This window comes from Enterobacter sp. PL_is379, from assembly GCF_055817355.1.
In genome coordinates this window covers 304,138-323,115 of the sequence record NZ_JBVPGT010000032.1, presented here as the reverse complement: position 1 = coordinate 323,115, position 18,978 = coordinate 304,138, and the positions used below count along the sequence as shown (strand labels likewise).

Here is an 18,978-nt window from a genome sequence, read left to right as displayed (position 1 = left end):
TTTTAACGTGCCCTGGATAATTCACGCTACCGACAGCATGCCTGCAGCGGAAAAATGACAGGTTTACTTGTTAGGGGGATGTAACCGGTCTGCCCTGATGATAACACGACGGAGGGGTAGCGCAACCGCAGACAGTGCGCTTAGGCAGAGTATGGTAAACTCGGAAGATTAACAGGCTGCTAAGCAACAGCATGCCCAATCAGTGGTAGCGCTTACATATTCACATTGGCATCAACAAGAGGGACGTTAATGCCTGATTTCTTTTTCTTTATTAACGAAGTCCTCTGGGGTTCGATAATGATTTACCTGCTTCTGGGAGCAGGTATTTGGTTTACGCTACGCAGTGGGTTTATCCAGTTTCGCTATATTCGCAAGTTTGGCAGAAGTCTGAAAAACAGCGTTACGCCCCAGCCGGGTGGATTAACGTCGTTCCAGGCGCTCTGTACCAGCCTGGCGGCACGTCTCGGCAGCGGCAATCTGGCGGGCGTTGCGCTGGCCATCAGCGCCGGTGGGCCAGGCGCGGTCTTCTGGATGTGGGTGACGGCGCTACTCGGAATGGCCACCTCCTTTGCCGAAAGTTCGCTTGCACAACTCTATAAAGAGAAAGATAAACACGGCCAGTTTCGCGGTGGTCCTGCCTGGTACATGGCGCGTGGCCTGGGGATGCGCTGGATGGGCGTCCTGTTCTCGGTTTTTTTACTGCTCGCGTACGGCCTCATTTTTAATACCGTCCAGGCAAATTCTGTCGCCAATGCCCTGAGCTACGCCTTCTCCTGCCCGGAGTGGGTCGCCGGTATTGCTTTAGCCCTCATCGTTCTGCTCACCATTTCTGCCGGTCTTAAGGGCATCGCCCGCCTGATGCAGTGGCTGGTGCCCATTATGGCGTTGCTCTGGGTTGCCGCGAGCCTGCTTGTTGCCGCACTGCATCTCGACCAGGTGCCGGGCGTGATTGCCACCATCGTCAAAAGCGCCTTTGGCTGGCGCGAAGTGGCCTCCGGGGCGCTGGGCTACACCTTCAGCCAGGCGCTGATGGCGGGCTTTCAGCGGGGCATGTTCTCCAATGAAGCCGGTATGGGGTCAACCCCCAACGCGGCCGCCGCCGCCTCTTCCTGGCCGCCGCACCCGGCCGCACAAGGCATTGTGCAGATGATTGGCGTCTTTACCGATACCATTATCATCTGTTCCGCCAGCGCCATGATTTTGCTGCTGGCAGGCCCCGTCCCACATTCCTCAGGAACCGCCGGGATACAGCTTCTCCAGCAGGCGCTGGTGAACCTGACCGGCGGCTGGGGTGCAGGGTTTGTCTCGCTCATTCTGATCTTGTTTGCCTTCAGCTCGATAGTGGTGAATTACCTCTACGCCGAAAATAACCTTATTTTCCTGAAGCTCGACTCCCGCGCTGCAATAGGAACCCTGCGTCTCGGGGTCGTCCTGATGGTGATAGCAGGCTCCCTGCTCAGTATGCCGCTGGTCTGGCAGCTGGCCGATATCATTATGGCGCTGATGGCGATCACTAACCTCACGGCAATCCTGCTGCTCTCGCCCGTGGTGACCCTGATTGCCAGAGACTATCTTCGTCAGCGCAAACTGGGTGTTCCGCCGGTATTTGATCCCGCCCGCTATCCCGATATTAAGGCGCAGCTTGCCCCCGGTACGTGGGATGATTTGCCGCGGCAATAACAGCTATCGATCAATTCGGGGCGATTTTTTGCTAAAGTCGCTCTAAATTTCCTGCAAGGACTGGATATGCTGATTCTGATTTCACCTGCAAAAACGCTCGACTACCAGAGCCCACTCGCCACCGAGCGCTATACCCAGCCTGAACTGCTGGACTACTCGCAACAGCTGATCCGCGAAGCGCGCAAGCTCTCTGCACCGCAGATCGCCTCGCTGATGAGCATCAGCGACAAGCTGGCCGATCTGAACGCGACCCGCTTTCACGAGTGGCACCCGGATTTCACCCCCTCTAACGCTCGCCAGGCGATTCTGGCGTTTAAAGGCGATGTCTATACCGGCCTGCAGGCGGAAGATTTTAGCGAAGCCGATTTCGATTTTGCCCAGCAGCATCTGCGCATGCTGTCGGGTCTGTACGGCGTACTGCGCCCGCTGGATCTGATGCAGCCCTATCGTCTGGAGATGGGGATTCGTCTGGAGAATGCCAAAGGCAAAGATCTGTACCATTTCTGGGGCGATATCATCACCGATAAGCTGAACGCGGCACTGCGCGCTCAGGGCGATAACGTGGTGATTAACCTGGCATCCGATGAATACTACAAGTCGGTGAAGCCGAAAAAGCTGGACGCGGAGATTATCAAACCGGTGTTCCTCGACGAGAAGAACGGTAAGTTCAAGGTGATCAGCTTCTACGCCAAGAAAGCGCGTGGCCTGATGAGCCGCTACATCATCCAGAACCGTCTGACGAAGCCGGAGCAGCTGACCGCCTTCAACAGCGAAGGCTATTTCTTTGACGAGGCGTCGTCAGGGAAAGGCGAGCTGGTGTTTAAGCGCCACGAGCAGTAAAAACAAACCCCGCCAGCTGGCGGGGTTTTGCATTAATGGTGTTTCCAGTCAGGGCCGCGATCGTCGCGGTGGTCATCGTGGTGATGGTCGTCATGGCGATCGTCATGTTTACGATGCTCATCATGCGGACGCCAGTGGTTATCACGCCAGTCATAATGCGCCTTCCACCAGTCGTGGTCGCGCCAGCGGCCGCCGTCCCAGTAGTGCCCGTTATTATCCTGGTCGCCAATCTGCAGTTTGACCGCAGGCACAAGGGTGATTTCGGATGCCTGTACCGCCATGGGAGCGACCAGCATCAGTGAAAGCGCAATCAGCACAGGTTTCAGTGTAGACATCGGTGACTCCTTATTATCTTTGCCCAACGTGGGCCGATGTAAGGAGAGTACGCGAGGGGAACGGGGGATGTTATTCTCTGCAATCCTAAACGCTAAGTGACCGCATTTATTGGGAATTTCTGCTTTTTCCCTGCTATTTTTCTCCTTAATTTCTTCACAAAAAAGCCGGGTGGCGGCTTCGCCTTACCCGGCCTACTTTATGAGCCGTTGTAGGTCGGGTAAGGCGTAGCCGCACCCGACAAAAATTATGCTCGGGTCATCATCAGCTTACGCAGCGCGGCAAAGTCTGCCGGCAGCTCATGTGACAGCAGCGGCAGATCGGCACGCTCGGCCAGCTCTTTCGGCAGCGGCAGCGTTTCGCCCAGGATCGCTTCCACGCTCTCTTTAAACTTCGCCGGATGCGCGGTGCCCAGGAACAGGCCATATTCACCCGGGTTAAGCTGGTCGCGCAGCGCGCGGTAAGCAATCGCCGCATGCGGTTCAGAGGTATACCCCACCGCCTTCAGCTCGCGCATGGTCGCTTTGGTGGTTTCATCCGTCACCGCGGCGTAGCCCAGATCGCCCAGACGCCAGATCTTACGGCGGAACAGCTCTTCCACGCGCGGCCAGTTGTTTGGCTGTGATACATCCATTGCGTTAGAGAGCGTCGCCTGCGTGGCGTTCGGCGCCCACTTCCCGTCTTTCAGGAAGCGCGGCACGGTGTCGTTAGCGTTGGTGGCGGCGATAAAGCGTTTCACCGGCAGACCCAGGGATTTCGCCAGCAGGCCAGCCGTCAGGTCACCAAAGTTACCGCTCGGCACGGAGATCACCAGCTGGTTACGCGCTTCCTGCGGCAGCTGCGCCACCGCTTCGAAGTAGTAGCAGATCTGCGCCAGCAGACGGCTGATGTTGATAGAGTTGGCAGAGTTCAGACCCAGGGCCACCTTCAGCTCTTCGTCGTCGAAGGCCTGCTTGACCAGCGCCTGACAGGCATCGAAATCACCGTCAATTGCCACGGTTTCAATGTTGCCGCCGAGCGTACAGAACAGTTTTTCCTGCAGCGGGCTGATTTTGCCTTTCGGATAGAGGATCACCACGCGGACGTTTTTCAGGCCGTAGAACGCGTGCGCCACCGCCGCACCGGTATCCCCGGAGGTCGCGGTCAGGATGGTCACCGGCTTGTCGCCGCTGATGTGGGTCAGCATCTGCGCCATAAAGCGGCCGCCGAAGTCTTTGAACGCCAGGGTCGGGCCGTGGAACAGCTCCAGGCAGCCAACGTCAGGCTCCACCTGCTTCACCGGTGCCGGGAAAGCGAACGCCGCACGCACGCGCTCTTCCAGCAGCTCCTGCGGGATTTCGTCGCCGATAAACGCCGAAAGAATTTTAGTGCTGCGGGTGACAAAGTCCTGCTTCAGCAGTTCGTCGATGTCGGTCAGGTGGAATTCCGGCAGGTCATGCGGGAAGAACAGCCCCTGATTTTTGCCCAGCCCCTGAGTGACCGCCTGCGCGAAGCTGACCTGCTCGTTATGATCTTTAAGGTTATAGAGTTTCATTGATTATCCCAGTACTCGTGCGCCAGCCGTGTCCAGACGGCAAATATGAACAAAGCCTTCCTGATTTTGCAGGTAGTGTTTAGAGAGCCAGTCCGCCACGCGCTGCGCGGTATCAGGCTTGTCGCACAGGGCGAACAGCGTCGGCCCGGAGCCGGAGATGCCGCACGCCTGCGCGCCGATATCCATCGATGCCTGTCGCGCCTCGTTAAAGCCGGGCAGCAGCTTCGTGCGGTACGGCTCGGCAATGACGTCCTTCATCAGTTTGGCCGCCAGCTGCGGCTGGCGGGTGTAGCAGGCGTGGATAAAGCCCGCCAGATGACGCCCGTGGGCAATACAGTCCTGACGACGATACTGCGCGGGCAGGATCGCACGCGCTTCCGCGGTTGAAACCTTGATACCCGGATAGGCCAGCACCCACAGCCACTCATCAAACCCTGGCACCTGCTGGCTGATGATGCCATTTTCTTCGATCATCAGCTGCATGCCGCCGAGGAAGCACGGCGCCACGTTGTCATAGTGAATGCTGCCGGAGATGCGCCCTTCCAGCTCGCCCATCAGCCCCAGCAGGCGGTTGTTGTTCAGCGGCTTGCCGCAGTGCTCGTTCATCGCCACCAGCGCGGCGACCACCGAGCAGGCGCTGGAGCCCAGGCCCGAGCCGATCGGCATACTTTTTTCCAGCGTCATGGCGACCGGCACGTTTTTGCCGATCTCCTGACAGAAGCGTTCCCAGCACTGATAGACGATATTTTCGCGCGGCTCAGACGGCAGTTTGCTGGCGAAGCGGCCCACGTTGTTCAGGCTGAAGCTGTCTGCCGCTTCCACCGTAACCGTATCGCCCAGCAGCGAACCATCCACCGGCGTCACCGCCGCACCCAGCACGTCAAATCCGACGCTCATATTCGCGCTGGAAGCCGGGGCATAAACTTTGACCATGTTAAACTCCTAACTTCCATGACAGGGTACGCAGCAGATCGGCAAACACACCCGCCGCCGTAACATCGTTCCCTGCGCCATAGCCGCGAAGCACCAGCGGCAGTGGCTGATAATAGTGGCTGTAAAACGCGAGGGCGTTTTCGCCGTTTTTGACTTTGTATAGCGGGTCGTTGCCATCCACTTCGGCAATCTTCACCCGGCACACGCCATCTTCTTCAATGTTGCCAACATAGCGCAATACCTTACCTTCATCACGGGCTTTTGCAACGCGCGCGGCAAACGCGTCGTCAAGCTGCGGCAAACTGGCCATAAAGGCAGCGACATCACCGCTGCTGTCAAATTCTGCCGGCAGGACAGGCTCAATCACGATATCCGAAAGCTCAAGCTCGCGGCCCGTTTCGCGGGCGAGGATCAGCAGCTTGCGCGCCACGTCCATACCGGAAAGGTCGTCACGCGGATCCGGCTCGGTATAGCCCAGCTCGCGCGCGGCGCGGGTGGCTTCCGAGAGGCTCATCCCCTCATCCAGCTTGCCGAAGATAAACGACAGCGAGCCGGAGAGAATACCGGAGAAACGCTGCAGTTCGTCGCCCGCGTTAAGCAGGTTCTGCAGGTTCTCGATAACCGGCAGCCCCGCGCCCACGTTGGTGTCGTACAGGAACTTGCGGCGCGACTTGCTCGCCGCCAGACGCAGCTGGTGATAGTAATCCATCGACGAGGTGTTGGCCTTTTTGTTCGGCGTCACCACGTGGAAACCTTCGCGCAGGAAGTCCGCGTACTGGTCGGCCACCGCCTGGTTCGAGGTGCAGTCGACGATAACCGGGTTAAGCAGGTGATACTCTTTTACCAGACGGATCAGGCGGCCCAGGTTGAACGGCTCTTTCGCCTCCTTCATATCGGCCTGCCAGTTTTCCAGGTTCAGGCCGTGGACGTTGGTCAGCAGCGCTTTGGAATTCGCGATCCCGCAGACGCGCAGGTCGATGTGTTTCTTCTTCAGCCATTCCTGCTGACGCTTAACCTGCTCCAGCAGCGCGCCGCCGACGCCGCCCACGCCAATCAGGAACAGCTCGATAACCTGATCGGTATTGAACAGCATCTGGTGAACCACGCGTACGCCGGTGGTCGCGTCATCGTTGTCCACGACAACAGAAATTGAACGCTCAGACGAGCCCTGGGCAATCGCCACGATATTGATATTGGCGCGCGCCAGTGCGGCAAAGAACTTGGCGGAGATACCGCGCAGGGTACGCATACCGTCGCCCACCACGGAGATGATCGCCAGACGCTCCTGAATCGCGAGCGGCTCCAGCAGCTCTTCTTTCAGCTCCAGATAGAACTCTTCCTCCAGCGCGCGACGGGCGCGCAGGCAGTCGGCCTGCGGCACGCAGAAGCTGATGCTGTATTCGGAAGAGGACTGGGTGATCAGCACAACAGAGATACCGTTGCGGGACATGGCCGCAAACACGCGCGCCGCCATGCCGACCATCCCTTTCATCCCCGGACCGGAGACGCTGAACATCGCCATGTTGTTGAGGTTGGAGATGCCTTTCACCGGCAGACCGTCCTCATCGGTGCTCGCGCCAATCAGCGTACCCGGCGCCTGCGGGTTACCGGTATTTTTAATCAGGCAAGGGATCTGGAACTGGGCAATCGGGGAGATGGTACGCGGGTGAAGCACTTTGGCGCCGAAGTAGGAAAGCTCCATTGCTTCCTGGTACGACATCGACTTCAGCAGCCTGGCGTCCGGTACCTGGCGCGGGTCGCAGGTATAAACGCCGTCGACGTCAGTCCAGATCTCACAACAGTCTGCGCGTAAACAGGCGGCCAGCACGGCGGCGGAGTAGTCGGATCCGTTACGGCCCAGCACCACCAGCTCGCCCTTCTCGTTACCGGCGGTAAAGCCAGCCATCAGGATCATGTGGTCAGACGGGATTTTGCTGGCGGCGATACGGCGGGTTGATTCGGCAATATCAACGGTGGATTCGAGGTAGTGGCCCACCGCCAGCAGTTTTTCAACGGGATCGATCACGGTCACGCTATGGCCACGCGCTTCCAGCACGCCGGCCATGATGGCGATAGAAAGTTTTTCACCGCGACAAATCAGCGCCGCGTTGATGCTGTCCGGACACTGACCGAGAAGACTGATGCCGTGCAGGACGTGTTTGATTTGCGCAAATTCCTGCTCAACAAAAGACTTCAGCTGAGCGTGCGGGAAGCCAGGCAGCGCCTCTGCCAGCCCTTGCAGCAGGTCAGCGAAGATACGCTCTGCGTCGCTGATGTTCGGGAGTGCATCCTGGCCACCGATGGTTTTTTCAATCATCGCCACCAGATGGTTCGTGATTTTTGCCGGGGCAGAGAGCACGGTCGCAACCTGCCCCTGCCTGGCGTTGCTTTCCAGGATATCGGCAACACGCAGAAAACGTTCTGCATTTGCCACTGATGTACCGCCGAACTTCAACACTCGCATGGTTCTACCTCGTTTCCTTTAGCCGAAAAAAAAGCCCGCACTGTCTAGGTGCGGGCTTTTTTTTGTTTTTCCTGTACGCGTCAGCCCGCATCGTTACCTGTGGTAATGATGATGGTTGTGGTAATGGTGGTGATGCTGATGCGTTTCATGGATGTTGTGTACTCTGTCATTATTATCTGTCTGTGCTGTATTCTTTTAGGGTTAAAGGATCGGGCACCTTAAGTCAACGAATTTTTAATTTGATCACAATTCGGGAGACTCTCACGTCCCGCTGCCGTCGGATTTATTTTCATCCGAATACCCCAAAAGCAACCCTTAGCATCAGATGATTACACCATAATAAAAATTTATGACAGCACTTTACTCGGCCAATTTTTTTTCAATATCGTGCAGCAAACGGTGCAGCATTGCCGTGTCGCGTTGCTCAAGACGGCCCAAACGCTGCTGTAACCAGTCGACCATTTTTTGATCGTCAGCCACACCCAGCTGCATGAGCAGGTTTTCCACGCGCGCGCGAAGTGCAGCCAGCTGGTTTTCATCGGTACCTGTAACAGGCGACTGCGGAATTTGTATTAAGGATGCTAATTGATAGCAATAGACCATCACCGCCTGGCCTAAATTGAGAGAAGGGTAATCTGCAACCATCGGCGCGCCTGTCAGCACATCCGCCAGTTGCAGTTCTTCATTGGTCAGCCCGGAATCTTCACGCCCAAACACCAGCGCGGCTTTCTCCAGCCACTGGCTTTTCTCGCTCAGCATCGGCACCAGCTCCGCTGGCGTGGCATAGTAGTGGAACTTCGCCCGGCTGCGCGCCGTTGTTGCGACGGTAAACGAAATATCATGCAGCGCGTCGGCAAGCGTAGCGTAAGTGGTTATATTATCGAGAATATCTCCCGATCCGTGCGCCACCCAACGGGCGGCTGGCTCCAGGTGCGCCGTGCTGTCCACGATACGCAAATCGGTAAAACCCATGGTCTTCATAGCACGCGCCGCTGCGCCTATATTTTCTGCTCTGGCTGGGGCAACCAGTACAATCGACAGATGCATTTATGCTCTCTTTTTAATCAGTTAGCGGGTAAAAATGTGATGCGCTTCAACATATTACGCAGCGCGAATTTACAAAATTGCAACACAAATCACCGAAATAGCGTTTCATAACAAATTAAAAACGCTAAACTATTCTGTGTCTGAACAATCAGTTAGAATGTTAACAGAACACTATTATCCTTATGTTTTATAATGATAATAGCGACATGAATACCCTATTCTGATTGGATTCGCTTCGTTTATAAATCAATGTCCGCAACTAGTTGGTTTATTGAAAAATTGTGACAAAGGCTAGCATTCGGCTACGATGATTTCATCAAACTGTTAACGTGCTACAATTGAACTTGATATATGTCAACGAAGCGTAGTTTTATTGGGTGTCTGGTGTCACTTAGCCTGTTATGTTGCTGTTAAAATGGTTAGGATGACAGCCGTTTTTGACACTGTCGGGTCCAAAGGGAAAGTACCCAAGACCAAGCTAATGATGTTGTTGACGTTGATGGAAAGTGCATCAAGAACGCAATTACGTACTTTAGTCACGTTAAGCCGATCATGTTAATTTGCGACATGCATCAGGCAGGTCAGGGACTTTTGTACTTCCTGTTTCGATTTAGTTGGCAATTTAGGTAGCAAACATGCAGACCCCGCACATTCTTATCGTTGAAGACGAGTTGGTAACACGCAACACGTTGAAGAGCATTTTCGAAGCAGAAGGCTACGATGTCTTTGAAGCGACCGATGGCGCAGAGATGCATCAGATCCTTTCTGAAAATGATATCAACCTGGTGATCATGGATATCAACCTGCCGGGCAAAAACGGTCTTCTTCTGGCGCGCGAACTGCGCGAGCAGGCGAACGTCGCGTTAATGTTCCTGACGGGCCGTGATAACGAAGTTGATAAAATTCTTGGCCTGGAAATCGGTGCGGATGATTACATCACCAAGCCGTTCAATCCTCGCGAGTTAACCATTCGTGCACGCAACCTGCTGTCCCGTACCATGAATCTGGGCACGGTCAGCGAAGAGCGTCGTAGCGTCGATAGCTACAAATTCAACGGCTGGGAACTTGATATCAATAGCCGTTCGCTGATTAGCCCGAACGGCGAGCAGTATAAACTGCCGCGCAGTGAATTCCGCGCGATGCTGCACTTCTGTGAAAACCCGGGCAAGATCCAGTCCCGTGCAGAGCTGCTGAAGAAAATGACCGGTCGCGAGCTGAAGCCGCACGACCGTACCGTAGACGTCACCATCCGTCGTATTCGTAAGCACTTCGAATCTACGCCAGATACGCCGGAAATCATCGCCACGATCCACGGCGAAGGGTACCGTTTCTGTGGTGACCTGCAGGAGTAATCCCGCAGTTAACGCATTAAAAAACGGCGCATTTGCGCCGTTTTTTTTATTTCCAGATCCGCATCGTGTCGTTATCAGGCTCTGCCGGAGGTTCAGGCCGCTTTGGCTGAGAGAGCGAGTACCAGTCGAAATGCCGGGTCAGGTACATCACGGCAAACAGCGCCAGCGCGAGAACCGCTGACCCCAACAGCAGCGCGCTGTCCTCCGAGCGCAGCAGGAACCACATCACGACATCCAGCCCGAGTAGTGCCAGTACAAACAGCCCGCTGCGCTTCCAGCTTTTCATCACGGCCTGCAGGTACATTACGTTCATCGCTGCACCAACCAGACTTGCAACAACCCAGGCGGGCGTAAACCCGACGTGTTCAGACAGCGCCAGCAGCACCAGATAGAACAGGACCAGCGACAGCCCCACCAGCAGATACTGCATCGGGTGAAGGCGTAATCCGGTTAAGGTTTCGAAGACAAAGAAGGCCATAAACGTCAGCGCAATCAGCAAAATGGCGTACTTGATCGCACGGTCAGTCAGTTGATACTGATCGGCAGGCGTGGCTACCGTAACGCTAAAGGCCGGGAGCGCCTCCCACTCCGGCGACTCCTTGTCGTAGAACCAGCTCTCAAGGTTATTTGCAAACCAGCTGCTCTGCCAGTTCGCCTGGAAACCAGACTCGCCAATCTGATGCTTAACAGGGAGATAATCGCCCATAAAACCCGGATGCGGCCAGTTGCTGGTGAGCATCATTTCGCTATTACGCCCTACCGGTACCACCGCAAAACTGCCGGTTCCCGCCAGACTGAGGGACATCTCAAGCGTAAACGTTTTGGCTTCCAGCGCTTTGTCGGTCAGCGGGATGTGGATCCCCGCAAGCGCCCCGTAGACGCCTGAACCGGGTTCCACGCTTAGCGTCTCACCATTGATTTTAGAGATACTGACCGTGCCAATGCCCCGCGCGTCGCCAACGCCCGTCACGATAAACGGCTGCCCTGTCGCGATCGTTTCCCCTTTCAGCTGCTTCAGCTCGTCGGTATTAAACTGCGCTTTGATCTTCAGGTCAGTGTTCCAGATTTGCCCGTCATAGATGCCAATATTGCGGGACTCCACGCGCTGGTTCCCTTCCACAACCAGAGATTCCGGCAGAATGAAGTGCATATAGCTTTTCTTGTACTCGACCTTCTTCTCATCCTCTATCTTGTAAAAGATCTCCGTCATCGGAATCGCAATCATCGGACCGACCAGCTTTTGCGGTCCGCTGGTACTCTGACGAAGCGTATTTTCGACATCGTTGCGGTAGCTCTCCCGCTCTGATATCAGGTTACTGACCATAAAAAGCGGGACTAACAGCAGCAGGATGCACCCCAGCAGGGTGCTGACTTTCCAGAACAGGGGGGATTTCATCATTACGTCTCCTTTGTGATGAGGAGAGCGTAACCAGGCTGTGTGGGGTCAGTTTGAAGTTATGTGAAGGGACGGTGAAGTGTCAGCGTGGCCATCACGCCACCTTCATCACGATTACGCAATGTAATCTCTCCCTGATGCAGACGCGCCACCTCCTGAACAAACGCCAGCCCGAGCCCGCTGCTCTTTAACCCGTTCTCGCGCGGAAGGGAATAAAAGCGCTCAAAAATACGCTCCAGCGCGTAATCCGGGATCCCGCTTCCGCTGTCGGTGACGATCAGCTCTACCTGCCTGCGATCTTCCCGGGCCGCCAGCGCAATGGCGCCACCCTGCGGGGTGAAATCGATAGCGTTATCCAGCAAATTGCCGAGCGCCTGTTCGAGAAGGTCGGGATCGCCCGCCACATAAAGCGATGTCGGCTGAAGGGTCAGCACAATTTCTTTCGCTGCCAACAGCGTCGCTCGCGCGTCTGCAAGCCGAGTGAAGAGCGAGTCAACGCTGACAGCTTCAGGCGTAATCTCGACACGATTTTCAAGCCGCGCCTGAGTGAGCAGCTTTTCAACCAGCGACTGCATGCGCGCATTTTGCACCAGAATATTATCGATAAACCGCGCGGCAACCTGCGGCGGCGGCTGCTCGGAGAGAATTTCTGCCGCGCCGCGTATGGCGGCAATCGGGCTTTTCAGCTCGTGGGTCAACGCATGGACATAGCGTTCAATGTAGTTTTTCCCTTCAAGGCGAATGCGCATATTTTCCAGCGCCTGGGCCAGCTTGTGCAGTTCGCTGCTGCCAGGATTAGGCAGCGGGAGAGGTGTATCCGTGGTCACCGAGTCGGCATAGCGCGATAACGTACCGATAGATCGATTGATCCACCATGCCACGACGAGGCCAATCAGCAGGGCAATGCCGAGCAGCGCCCCGCCAGCCCACAGTATCCGTCGCTCGCTGCGGTGAATCACCGGCGCCATCGCGCTGTTCGGTTTCCCCACCGACAGCACGCCGATAATCTTGCCCTGATCCACAACCGGCGCGGCAACATACATCACCGTGCTCTCCGGATCGTCGGGATGGCTCTGGGTACTGCGCGCGCCGTATTCGCCGCGAAGCGTCAGCCAGACATCGTTCCAGCGCGAGTAATCTTGCCCCACGGCCAGACCGGCGGAATCAAACACGACTCGGCCCTGCGCATCGGTCATGTAGACGTGATACTCGTTACGCACTTTATGGATCCCGCCGATATTGGCGCGGAAGGGGCGCTGATGAAGCTGGGAAAAGGCCTGTGCCAGCTTGCCCTGCTGCGCATGACCCGAAAGCAAATCATCACGTCCGATTTCGGCCAACAGGGTCGCGGTATCGATTAACGTGCCCTCGGTTGCCCTACGCACGCCGGGCTTTACTTCCTGAACAAAGATCGACAGCACAAACCACGCGGCGATGGCCACGATCAGGAAGTATCCCAGCAATAGCCGCATCCCAATGCGCATCAGTAAAGGCCCAGACTGTAGCCCATACCGCGATGGGTGCTGATGGGTGACAGTTCTTCGTTCACCGCACGCAGCTTGGCGCGCAGGGTTTTGATGTGGGTGTCCACGGTACGATCGAAGCTGTCGCCGTCTTCACCCCATACCTTGTCCATGAGCTGCTGACGCGAAAAGACCCGCCCGGGTGCCTGTAACAAGGTTTTGAGCAGCAAGAATTCGTAGCGGGTCAGGGGCAGTGCTTCCCCGCACCAGCTGATCCGCGCGGCAGGTTCGTTCAGTTCAAACTGCCCGATACGCAACGTTTCTGACGGTGCGGCGGATTTTTGCATGCGCCTCAAAATCGTCCGCACCCGGGCGCAGACTTCACGAGGGGAGAAAGGTTTCGCAACGTAGTCATCAGCGCCCATTTCCAGACCAAGCAGCTTGTCTACCTCATCACTGCGCGCCGTCAGAAACAGCACGGGCAGTGAGGGATGCTGCGCCAGTAGCTGGCGACAAAGCTCAAATCCACTGATGTCCGGCAGCCCGACGTCCAGAATGGCAAGCGCCGGAACCTGCCGCCGAGCCTCCTCCAGCACGGGTAAACCGCGTTCAAACGCCTTTACCGCGAATCCTTCCTGCTGAAGCATGTAGATCAGCGTATCGGCGATACTGGTTTCGTCTTCAACCAGCCAGACCACAGGTTGTTGCATGATTCGTCCCTGAATTACTGCCAAGGCATAATTGGCACCGCGCTGATCGCGTTTTTCGGTGAGCCTTCCACCACTTTATCGGAATAGGCGAGGTAAGCCAGCGTATTGCGTTTGGCATCATAAAAACGCACCACCTGCAGCTTTTTAAACACCAGCGAGGTCCGTTTCTGGAATACCACGTCGCCCTGCGCTTTGCCGTTTTTAATTTTATCGCTTAGCTCAACCGGCCCCACCTGCTGACACGAAATCGCCGCATCGGAGGTGTCTTCCGCCAGTCCCAGCCCGCCTTTGATACCGCCCGTTTTCGCGCGGCTGACATAGCAGGTGACGTTTTTCACGTCCGGATCGTCAAACGCCTCCACCACGATTTTGTGGTCCGGGCCAAACATTTTGAACACGGTATCGACGGAGCCAATCTGCTCAGCCTGCGCCGCGCGCCCGACCATCAGCATCAACGCGGTGAAGATCAAAGTCTTGTATTTCATATTGTTACCATTCTTTAAAATTACATTGAGCAATTATTCAACACTTTAGATAAAAATGTAGCAAGATCACAGGATTAGAATATATCTGCCTGTAATGTGCTCTAAAAAGCATGAATGCGCAAAAAAAACACTGAATGCTAAAACATCAAAAAATGCTATTATCCGCTAACCTGTTATCAGGCACCTGCTGTTTTAAGGATAAGGATAGTATATGGATCAGGCTGGAATTATTCGCGACCTGCTCACCTGGCTGGAAGGTCATCTCGACCAGCCTTTGTCACTGGATAATGTGGCGGCTAAAGCAGGCTATTCCAAGTGGCATCTGCAAAGGATGTTCAAGGATGTCACCGGTCATGCTATCGGGGCCTATATTCGCGCGCGTCGTTTATCAAAATCTGCTGTGGCACTGCGCCTGACGGCGCGGCCGATTCTGGATATTGCCCTGCAATATCGTTTCGATTCGCAGCAGACCTTCACCCGCGCCTTTAAAAAACAGTTCTCGTTGACGCCAGCGCTTTATCGTCGCTCGCCTGACTGGAGCTCGTTTGGCATGCGTCCGCCGCTGCGTCTGGGCGAGTTCGCGATGCCGAAGTATGAAATTATTACCCTGCCAGAAACCCATCTGATCGGCACAACGCAGAGCTACTCCTGTTCACTGGAGCAGATTTCCGAGTTCCGTCATCAGATGCGCGTCCAGTTCTGGCGCGACTTCCTGAGCCACGCGCCGGCGATCCCGCCAATTCTGTATGGTCTCAACGAAACGCACCCGAGCCAGGAAAAAGACGACGAGCAGGAGGTGTTCTACACCACCGCGCTGACGCCGGATATGGCCAATGGCTACATTCAGGGTTCTAAGCCTGTCGTGCTGGAAGGCGGCGAATACGTGATGTTCGCCTATGAAGGGCTGGGAACGGGAGTTCAGGAGTTCATCCTGACCGTTTACGGAACCTGCATGCCGATGCTGAATCTGAATCGCCGTAAAGGTCAGGACATTGAGCGCTACTACCCGGCGCAGGATGCCAAACCGGAAGAAGGCCCAATCAATCTGCGTATGGAATTCTTGATTCCGATACGCCGTTAACGCTGCAGTTCGTCAAGCGCAGGGGCATCGAGATGCGAAATGTCCCCTGCCATCTCCACGACCCAACCTGACGCCAGCCACGCGCTTTCCTGATAATCAATCCGGGAAATGGAGCAGTTGCGCAGACGCAAACGGCGCTCGGCGTAAGCCGGTAACCCCAGAATGGTGCTCACCAGGCAACCCAACGCAATCCCGTGACTCACCAGCAGCGGACGGCTTCCTGCCGGGAGCTTCAGGCATTCCGCCAGTGCGGCATGCATACGTTCGCTGAGCTCCTGCATGGACTCGCCCTCAGGAATACGGCCATCTTCGGTACCGTTCACCAGCGTGCGGCGCCAGCCCTCTTCCGTTTCCGTCAGCGTATCGATATGGCGTTTTTCCAGCACGCCCATATCCAGCTCGCGCAGGCGCGGCTCAAGCATGACGTCACAGCCGCAGGCGTCCGCGATGATGCGCGCCGTCTGCTGTGTGCGACCTAAATCGCTGGTAATCACGTGGGTTATGCCCAGCGTTCTGGCGCGTTCCGCCACCTGCCACGCTTGCTGCACACCCTTCTCAGTGAGAGGACTGTCTGACTGGCCTTGAATACGTCGCTCGGCGTTCCACTGCGTTTCACCGTGGCGAACAAGGTATACCTGTAACATGCTTTTTTTCCGTTATACTGCGATGAGTTTTTTTTGAATCGAGCTTAATTATGCACCATGTTGTCTCTGCTACCACTAATCCTGCCAAAATTCAGGCAATTCTAAGGGCATTTGACGAGATCTTCGGCGCAGGATCCTGCCATATTGAGGCCATCGGCGTCGAGAGTGGCGTGCCTGAACAGCCGTTTGGCAGCGAGGAAACGCGCGCTGGCGCACGAAATCGCGTGGCAAACGCTAAGGCCGCGGCACCGAATGCTGACTTTTGGGTAGCGATTGAAGCCGGTATCGACGAAGGCGCAACTTTTAGCTGGGTGGTGATCGAAAGCCGTGAACAGCGCGGTGAAGCGCGTTCGGCCACCCTTCCGCTGCCGGAGATCATTCTGGAAAAAGTCCGTGCGGGTGAAGCGCTCGGGCCGGTAATGTCGCAGTACACCGGCATCGATGAGATTGGTCGTAAAGAAGGGGCGATTGGCGTCTTTACCGCAGGCGCGCTGACGCGTTCAGGCGTTTACCACCAGGCGGTGATTTTAGCGTTAAGCCCGTTCCATAACGCGATTTATCGTTGATCGCTTAATAAGACTGACTCGAGCCACTGGCGCAGCTCAACCGGCGCCGACTTCAGGCTGTTCGAGCCGCGGGTGATCGTTGCAATGCCCGCGCCGAGCTCATTCTTCAGCTCGCGCTGGCTCATCTCGCCGCGCAGCAGCTCTTCAATGATCCGCACGCGCGTGCCCAGCGCCTCGCGCTCGTCCGGCGTGAGCATCAGCTGCATCAGGGGTAAATGCAGATCCTGTTCGTAAGACTGGCGAAGCAGCTCCACAAAACGAAGCCACTCCTGATGACGTTGTTCGGCCATTGCCGAGGAATACGGGGAATGCTGGGTCATGTTATGCTGCCTCTTGTACTCATTAGCGAGTACAGCATAACACAACCCACGCCGATCAGTAACGCCTCTGCCACTCGGCATCGCTCATCAGGGTATCTTTCTGCCCCATGAAGTAGCGATAGTAGGCGTCATAGGCCAGCACGTTCTTCACGTAGCCGCGCGTTTCCGAGAACGGGATGCTCTCGACAAACGCCACGGCGTCGATGCGTCCGGCGCTGTTGCCGAGCCAGGTGCGCACGCGTCCAGGCCCCGCGTTATACGCCGCCGACGAGAAGATGCGGTTATTGCCAAACTGCTGATACACGTACTGCAGGTAGCTGGTACCGATGTTGATGTTGGTATCCGGATCGAGAAGCTGTGACGGGCTGCTGTACCCAGGGATATTAAACATCTTCACCGTGTGCGTCGCCGTGCCCGGCATAATCTGCATCAGGCCGCTGGCGCCCACCGGGGAACGGACTTTCGGGTTCCATGCGCTCTCCTGACGGGCAATCGCCATCGCGTAGCTTTGCGGGATATCTTTGCCGCTGGTATAGCGATCGAAGAGATCTTTGTACGCCAGCGGGAAACGCTCTTCCAGATGATCCCAGAGCTTGCCGGCGATCGTCGCCTGCACGCTGAGATCCCACCAGTGATTATCAAAGGCATAGCGAGCAAGCTGGGCTTTTTCGTCGGTGGTGCGGCTGGTCACCAGATTCGCCCACTCGCTGCGCGCGGTGTTATCCATATTCCAGTACATCAGCTCGCGAACGCGCGCCATTTCTGGCCCCTGCGTCAGCGCCGGGTTCGCGTTAGCGGGCGCCTTATCAATGCGGAAGGTGTACTCCTCGCCCAGGCGCTGCGCGGCCGCCATCGGGTAGAACCCGCGCTGCTGCATCAACGTATGGAGAATTTCTTTGGCTTCATCATCACGACCGCGCTCCATCAGCAGATCGGCCTGCCAGTAGCGCCATTCGTCTTTCTCTTTGGCCTCCATTGGCAACCGCGCGAGCCAGGTATTGAGCCCGCGACGATCGCCCGTACCCAGCGCCATGCGCACGCGGCGCTCCACCAGCGACGTGGAGTTCGACCGCATAATGGCATCGTCTCGCCAGCGCGCCTGCTCGTCGGTCACATCAGTGCCCATTAGTCGCCACGCCACGATATCGCGCAGCTCCTGGGTTTGCTCTTCATTAAGCTGCTGCGCCTGCACCAGCTGCGGGATCATCAGCCGCGCGTTTTCCACGTCGTCACGCGCCACGCTGGCAAAGGCCACCGCCGCCATCTGGCGGGTAAAATCGGTCGCGCCCGTACTGCGGGCAAAGGTCAGGACGCTGTTGGGATCGTTTGCCAGCGAGATAACCGCCGTGGAGATCGTCTGGTAATCGGACGGCATCTGCCCCGCCAGCGTGGTCACCAGCCGCGTGTTGCCTGCCTTCATCGCCAGGCGGATGCGCTCAAGGTAGGACAGCGGGTCCTGTTTACCAGATGCGCGCCACGCGCCGAACAGGGAATCACAGGCGTTCGGCTGATTTTTCCCGGTCAGCCAGAGCTCTTTCGCCCCGGCCCAGGCCTCTTCCTGCTGGCCGGTCGCCCATTTCGCGTAGTAGTAGTTACACTGGGCTTCGGTGGCGTTCGGCTTTTCAGGACTAAACGCCAGCAGTCCACGCCAGTCTTCGCGACGCGCCAGCTCATTCACAAAACGAGACTGGAGATTTCGGGCTGGCGGCAGGGTCGGGTTCGCCTGAATGAAGTTATTCACGGTGACGGTAGGCTGGTTCATCAGATCGTCCGTGATCTGGCGATACTCCAGATACGGATACAGCGGATAATCCTTTAGCGTCGGCATTAGCGCCTGCACGGTATCCATCTGCTTGTTGTCCCACGCCTGTTTAATCTGGGCGTAGCGATTACGTTGTTCATCCAGTGAATCGGCATGCACCGCCTGGCTTACCGCCATTACGCATACGCTGGCAGCCAGCAGACGCCAGACCACCCGTTTGGCTTTTTCCACAAGCTCTTCCTCATTGTTTTTTCGTCAATTGCAGCGTCTTGCCACGTCAAAGTCTAATCAACTTATGCTAACCAGGCATCCTTCAACGCGCCACGTCATGGACACTTTTTTACCTTTCTTGCGCGTTTTAACACTCC

Annotated in this window: 19 protein-coding genes and 1 other annotated feature; of the genes, 5 read left to right on the top strand and 14 right to left on the bottom strand. The window is 56.3% G+C overall.

What is annotated here, in order from left to right; genetic code table 11:
• The first annotated feature begins 249 nt into the window (after positions 1 to 249).
• Both AC0TOY_RS20410 and yaaA read left to right on the top strand, forming a co-directional pair.
• The gene (locus tag AC0TOY_RS20410; protein ID WP_370884209.1) at positions 250 to 1,680 is read left to right on the top strand and encodes an alanine/glycine:cation symporter family protein; all 1,431 of its coding nucleotides are present in this window, start codon (positions 250 to 252) and stop codon (positions 1,678 to 1,680) included.
• Positions 1,681 to 1,746: 66 nt separating this feature from the next.
• Positions 1,747 to 2,520, top strand: a complete 774-nt coding sequence (gene yaaA, locus AC0TOY_RS20405) for a peroxide stress protein YaaA (RefSeq protein WP_061715988.1) — start codon at positions 1,747 to 1,749, stop codon at positions 2,518 to 2,520.
• 32 nt (positions 2,521 to 2,552) lie between these two features.
• Here yaaA and AC0TOY_RS20400 read toward each other — a convergent pair whose 3' ends face one another.
• The 7 genes from AC0TOY_RS20400 to yjjY all read right to left on the bottom strand — a co-directional run bounded on the left by AC0TOY_RS20400 (position 2,553) and on the right by yjjY (position 9,371).
• Positions 2,553 to 2,855 (bottom strand): DUF2502 domain-containing protein, encoded by a 303-nt coding sequence (locus AC0TOY_RS20400; RefSeq protein ID WP_045327616.1) that lies wholly within the window; start codon positions 2,853 to 2,855, stop codon positions 2,553 to 2,555.
• Between the two features lie 245 nt (positions 2,856 to 3,100).
• Positions 3,101 to 4,387 (bottom strand): threonine synthase, encoded by a 1,287-nt coding sequence (thrC, locus tag AC0TOY_RS20395; RefSeq protein ID WP_024907414.1) that lies wholly within the window; start codon positions 4,385 to 4,387, stop codon positions 3,101 to 3,103.
• A gap of 3 nt (positions 4,388 to 4,390) precedes the next feature.
• The gene (thrB, locus tag AC0TOY_RS20390; protein ID WP_032660770.1) at positions 4,391 to 5,320 is read right to left on the bottom strand and encodes a homoserine kinase; all 930 of its coding nucleotides are present in this window, start codon (positions 5,318 to 5,320) and stop codon (positions 4,391 to 4,393) included.
• Position 5,321: 1 nt separating this feature from the next.
• On the bottom strand, positions 5,322 to 7,784 hold the full coding sequence (gene thrA, locus AC0TOY_RS20385; protein WP_473722459.1) for a bifunctional aspartate kinase/homoserine dehydrogenase I: 2,463 nt from the start codon (positions 7,782 to 7,784) through the stop codon (positions 5,322 to 5,324).
• Positions 7,785 to 7,808: 24 nt separating this feature from the next.
• Positions 7,809 to 7,926: a sequence feature (Thr leader region), on the bottom strand.
• Positions 7,865 to 7,933, bottom strand: coding sequence for a thr operon leader peptide (gene thrL / locus AC0TOY_RS20380; protein WP_015572623.1), 69 nt, complete (start codon positions 7,931 to 7,933; stop codon positions 7,865 to 7,867). Its footprint overlaps the feature before it by 62 nt.
• Before the next feature lie 211 nt (positions 7,934 to 8,144).
• A complete protein-coding gene (locus AC0TOY_RS20375; protein ID WP_473722458.1) occupies positions 8,145 to 8,831 on the bottom strand; it encodes a tRNA/rRNA methyltransferase in 687 nt (228 codons plus the stop codon).
• Positions 8,832 to 9,230: 399 nt separating this feature from the next.
• Positions 9,231 to 9,371, bottom strand: a complete 141-nt coding sequence (gene yjjY / locus AC0TOY_RS20370) for a YjjY family protein (RefSeq protein WP_085928893.1) — start codon at positions 9,369 to 9,371, stop codon at positions 9,231 to 9,233.
• A gap of 95 nt (positions 9,372 to 9,466) precedes the next feature.
• On the opposite strand from yjjY, the gene arcA reads away from it, so the two are divergent.
• Complete coding sequence (gene arcA / locus AC0TOY_RS20365; protein ID WP_003856501.1) at positions 9,467 to 10,183, top strand: two-component system response regulator ArcA; 717 nt, start codon at positions 9,467 to 9,469, stop codon at positions 10,181 to 10,183.
• A 46-nt stretch (positions 10,184 to 10,229) separates the two neighbouring features.
• Here arcA and creD read toward each other — a convergent pair whose 3' ends face one another.
• Genes creD through creA form a run of 4 tightly spaced genes read right to left on the bottom strand, consistent with a single transcriptional unit; the run spans position 10,230 to position 14,237 of the window.
• Positions 10,230 to 11,582, bottom strand: coding sequence for a cell envelope integrity protein CreD (gene creD, locus AC0TOY_RS20360; RefSeq protein WP_473722456.1), 1,353 nt, complete (start codon positions 11,580 to 11,582; stop codon positions 10,230 to 10,232).
• A gap of 56 nt (positions 11,583 to 11,638) precedes the next feature.
• Positions 11,639 to 13,063 carry a two-component system sensor histidine kinase CreC gene (gene creC / locus AC0TOY_RS20355; protein ID WP_473722455.1) on the bottom strand — a complete coding sequence of 475 codons (1,425 nt, stop codon included), beginning with the start codon at positions 13,061 to 13,063 and terminating at the stop codon, positions 11,639 to 11,641.
• Positions 13,063 to 13,752, bottom strand: a complete 690-nt coding sequence (creB, locus tag AC0TOY_RS20350) for a two-component system response regulator CreB (RefSeq protein ID WP_024907408.1) — start codon at positions 13,750 to 13,752, stop codon at positions 13,063 to 13,065. The genes creC and creB overlap by 1 nt, the downstream gene beginning before the upstream one ends.
• 14 nt (positions 13,753 to 13,766) lie before the next feature.
• A complete protein-coding gene (creA, locus tag AC0TOY_RS20345; protein ID WP_024907407.1) occupies positions 13,767 to 14,237 on the bottom strand; it encodes a protein CreA in 471 nt (156 codons plus the stop codon).
• Positions 14,238 to 14,448: 211 nt separating this feature from the next.
• On the opposite strand from creA, the gene robA reads away from it, so the two are divergent.
• Complete coding sequence (gene robA / locus AC0TOY_RS20340) at positions 14,449 to 15,318, top strand: MDR efflux pump AcrAB transcriptional activator RobA (protein WP_024907406.1); 870 nt, start codon at positions 14,449 to 14,451, stop codon at positions 15,316 to 15,318.
• Here robA and gpmB read toward each other — a convergent pair.
• Positions 15,315 to 15,962 (bottom strand): 2,3-diphosphoglycerate-dependent phosphoglycerate mutase GpmB, encoded by a 648-nt coding sequence (gene gpmB, locus AC0TOY_RS20335; RefSeq protein ID WP_473722454.1) that lies wholly within the window; start codon positions 15,960 to 15,962, stop codon positions 15,315 to 15,317. The genes robA and gpmB overlap by 4 nt on opposite strands.
• Before the next feature lie 50 nt (positions 15,963 to 16,012).
• Between gpmB and yjjX the strand changes: the two genes are divergently transcribed.
• The gene (yjjX, locus tag AC0TOY_RS20330; RefSeq protein WP_023334447.1) at positions 16,013 to 16,528 is read left to right on the top strand and encodes an inosine/xanthosine triphosphatase; all 516 of its coding nucleotides are present in this window, start codon (positions 16,013 to 16,015) and stop codon (positions 16,526 to 16,528) included.
• Here yjjX and trpR read toward each other — a convergent pair.
• Both trpR and sltY read right to left on the bottom strand, forming a co-directional pair.
• Positions 16,519 to 16,848, bottom strand: coding sequence for a trp operon repressor (gene trpR, locus AC0TOY_RS20325; protein ID WP_024907404.1), 330 nt, complete (start codon positions 16,846 to 16,848; stop codon positions 16,519 to 16,521). The genes yjjX and trpR overlap by 10 nt on opposite strands.
• 55 nt (positions 16,849 to 16,903) lie before the next feature.
• On the bottom strand, positions 16,904 to 18,841 hold the full coding sequence (gene sltY / locus AC0TOY_RS20320) for a murein transglycosylase (RefSeq protein WP_121424984.1): 1,938 nt from the start codon (positions 18,839 to 18,841) through the stop codon (positions 16,904 to 16,906).
• Positions 18,842 to 18,978: the final 137 nt, after the last annotated feature.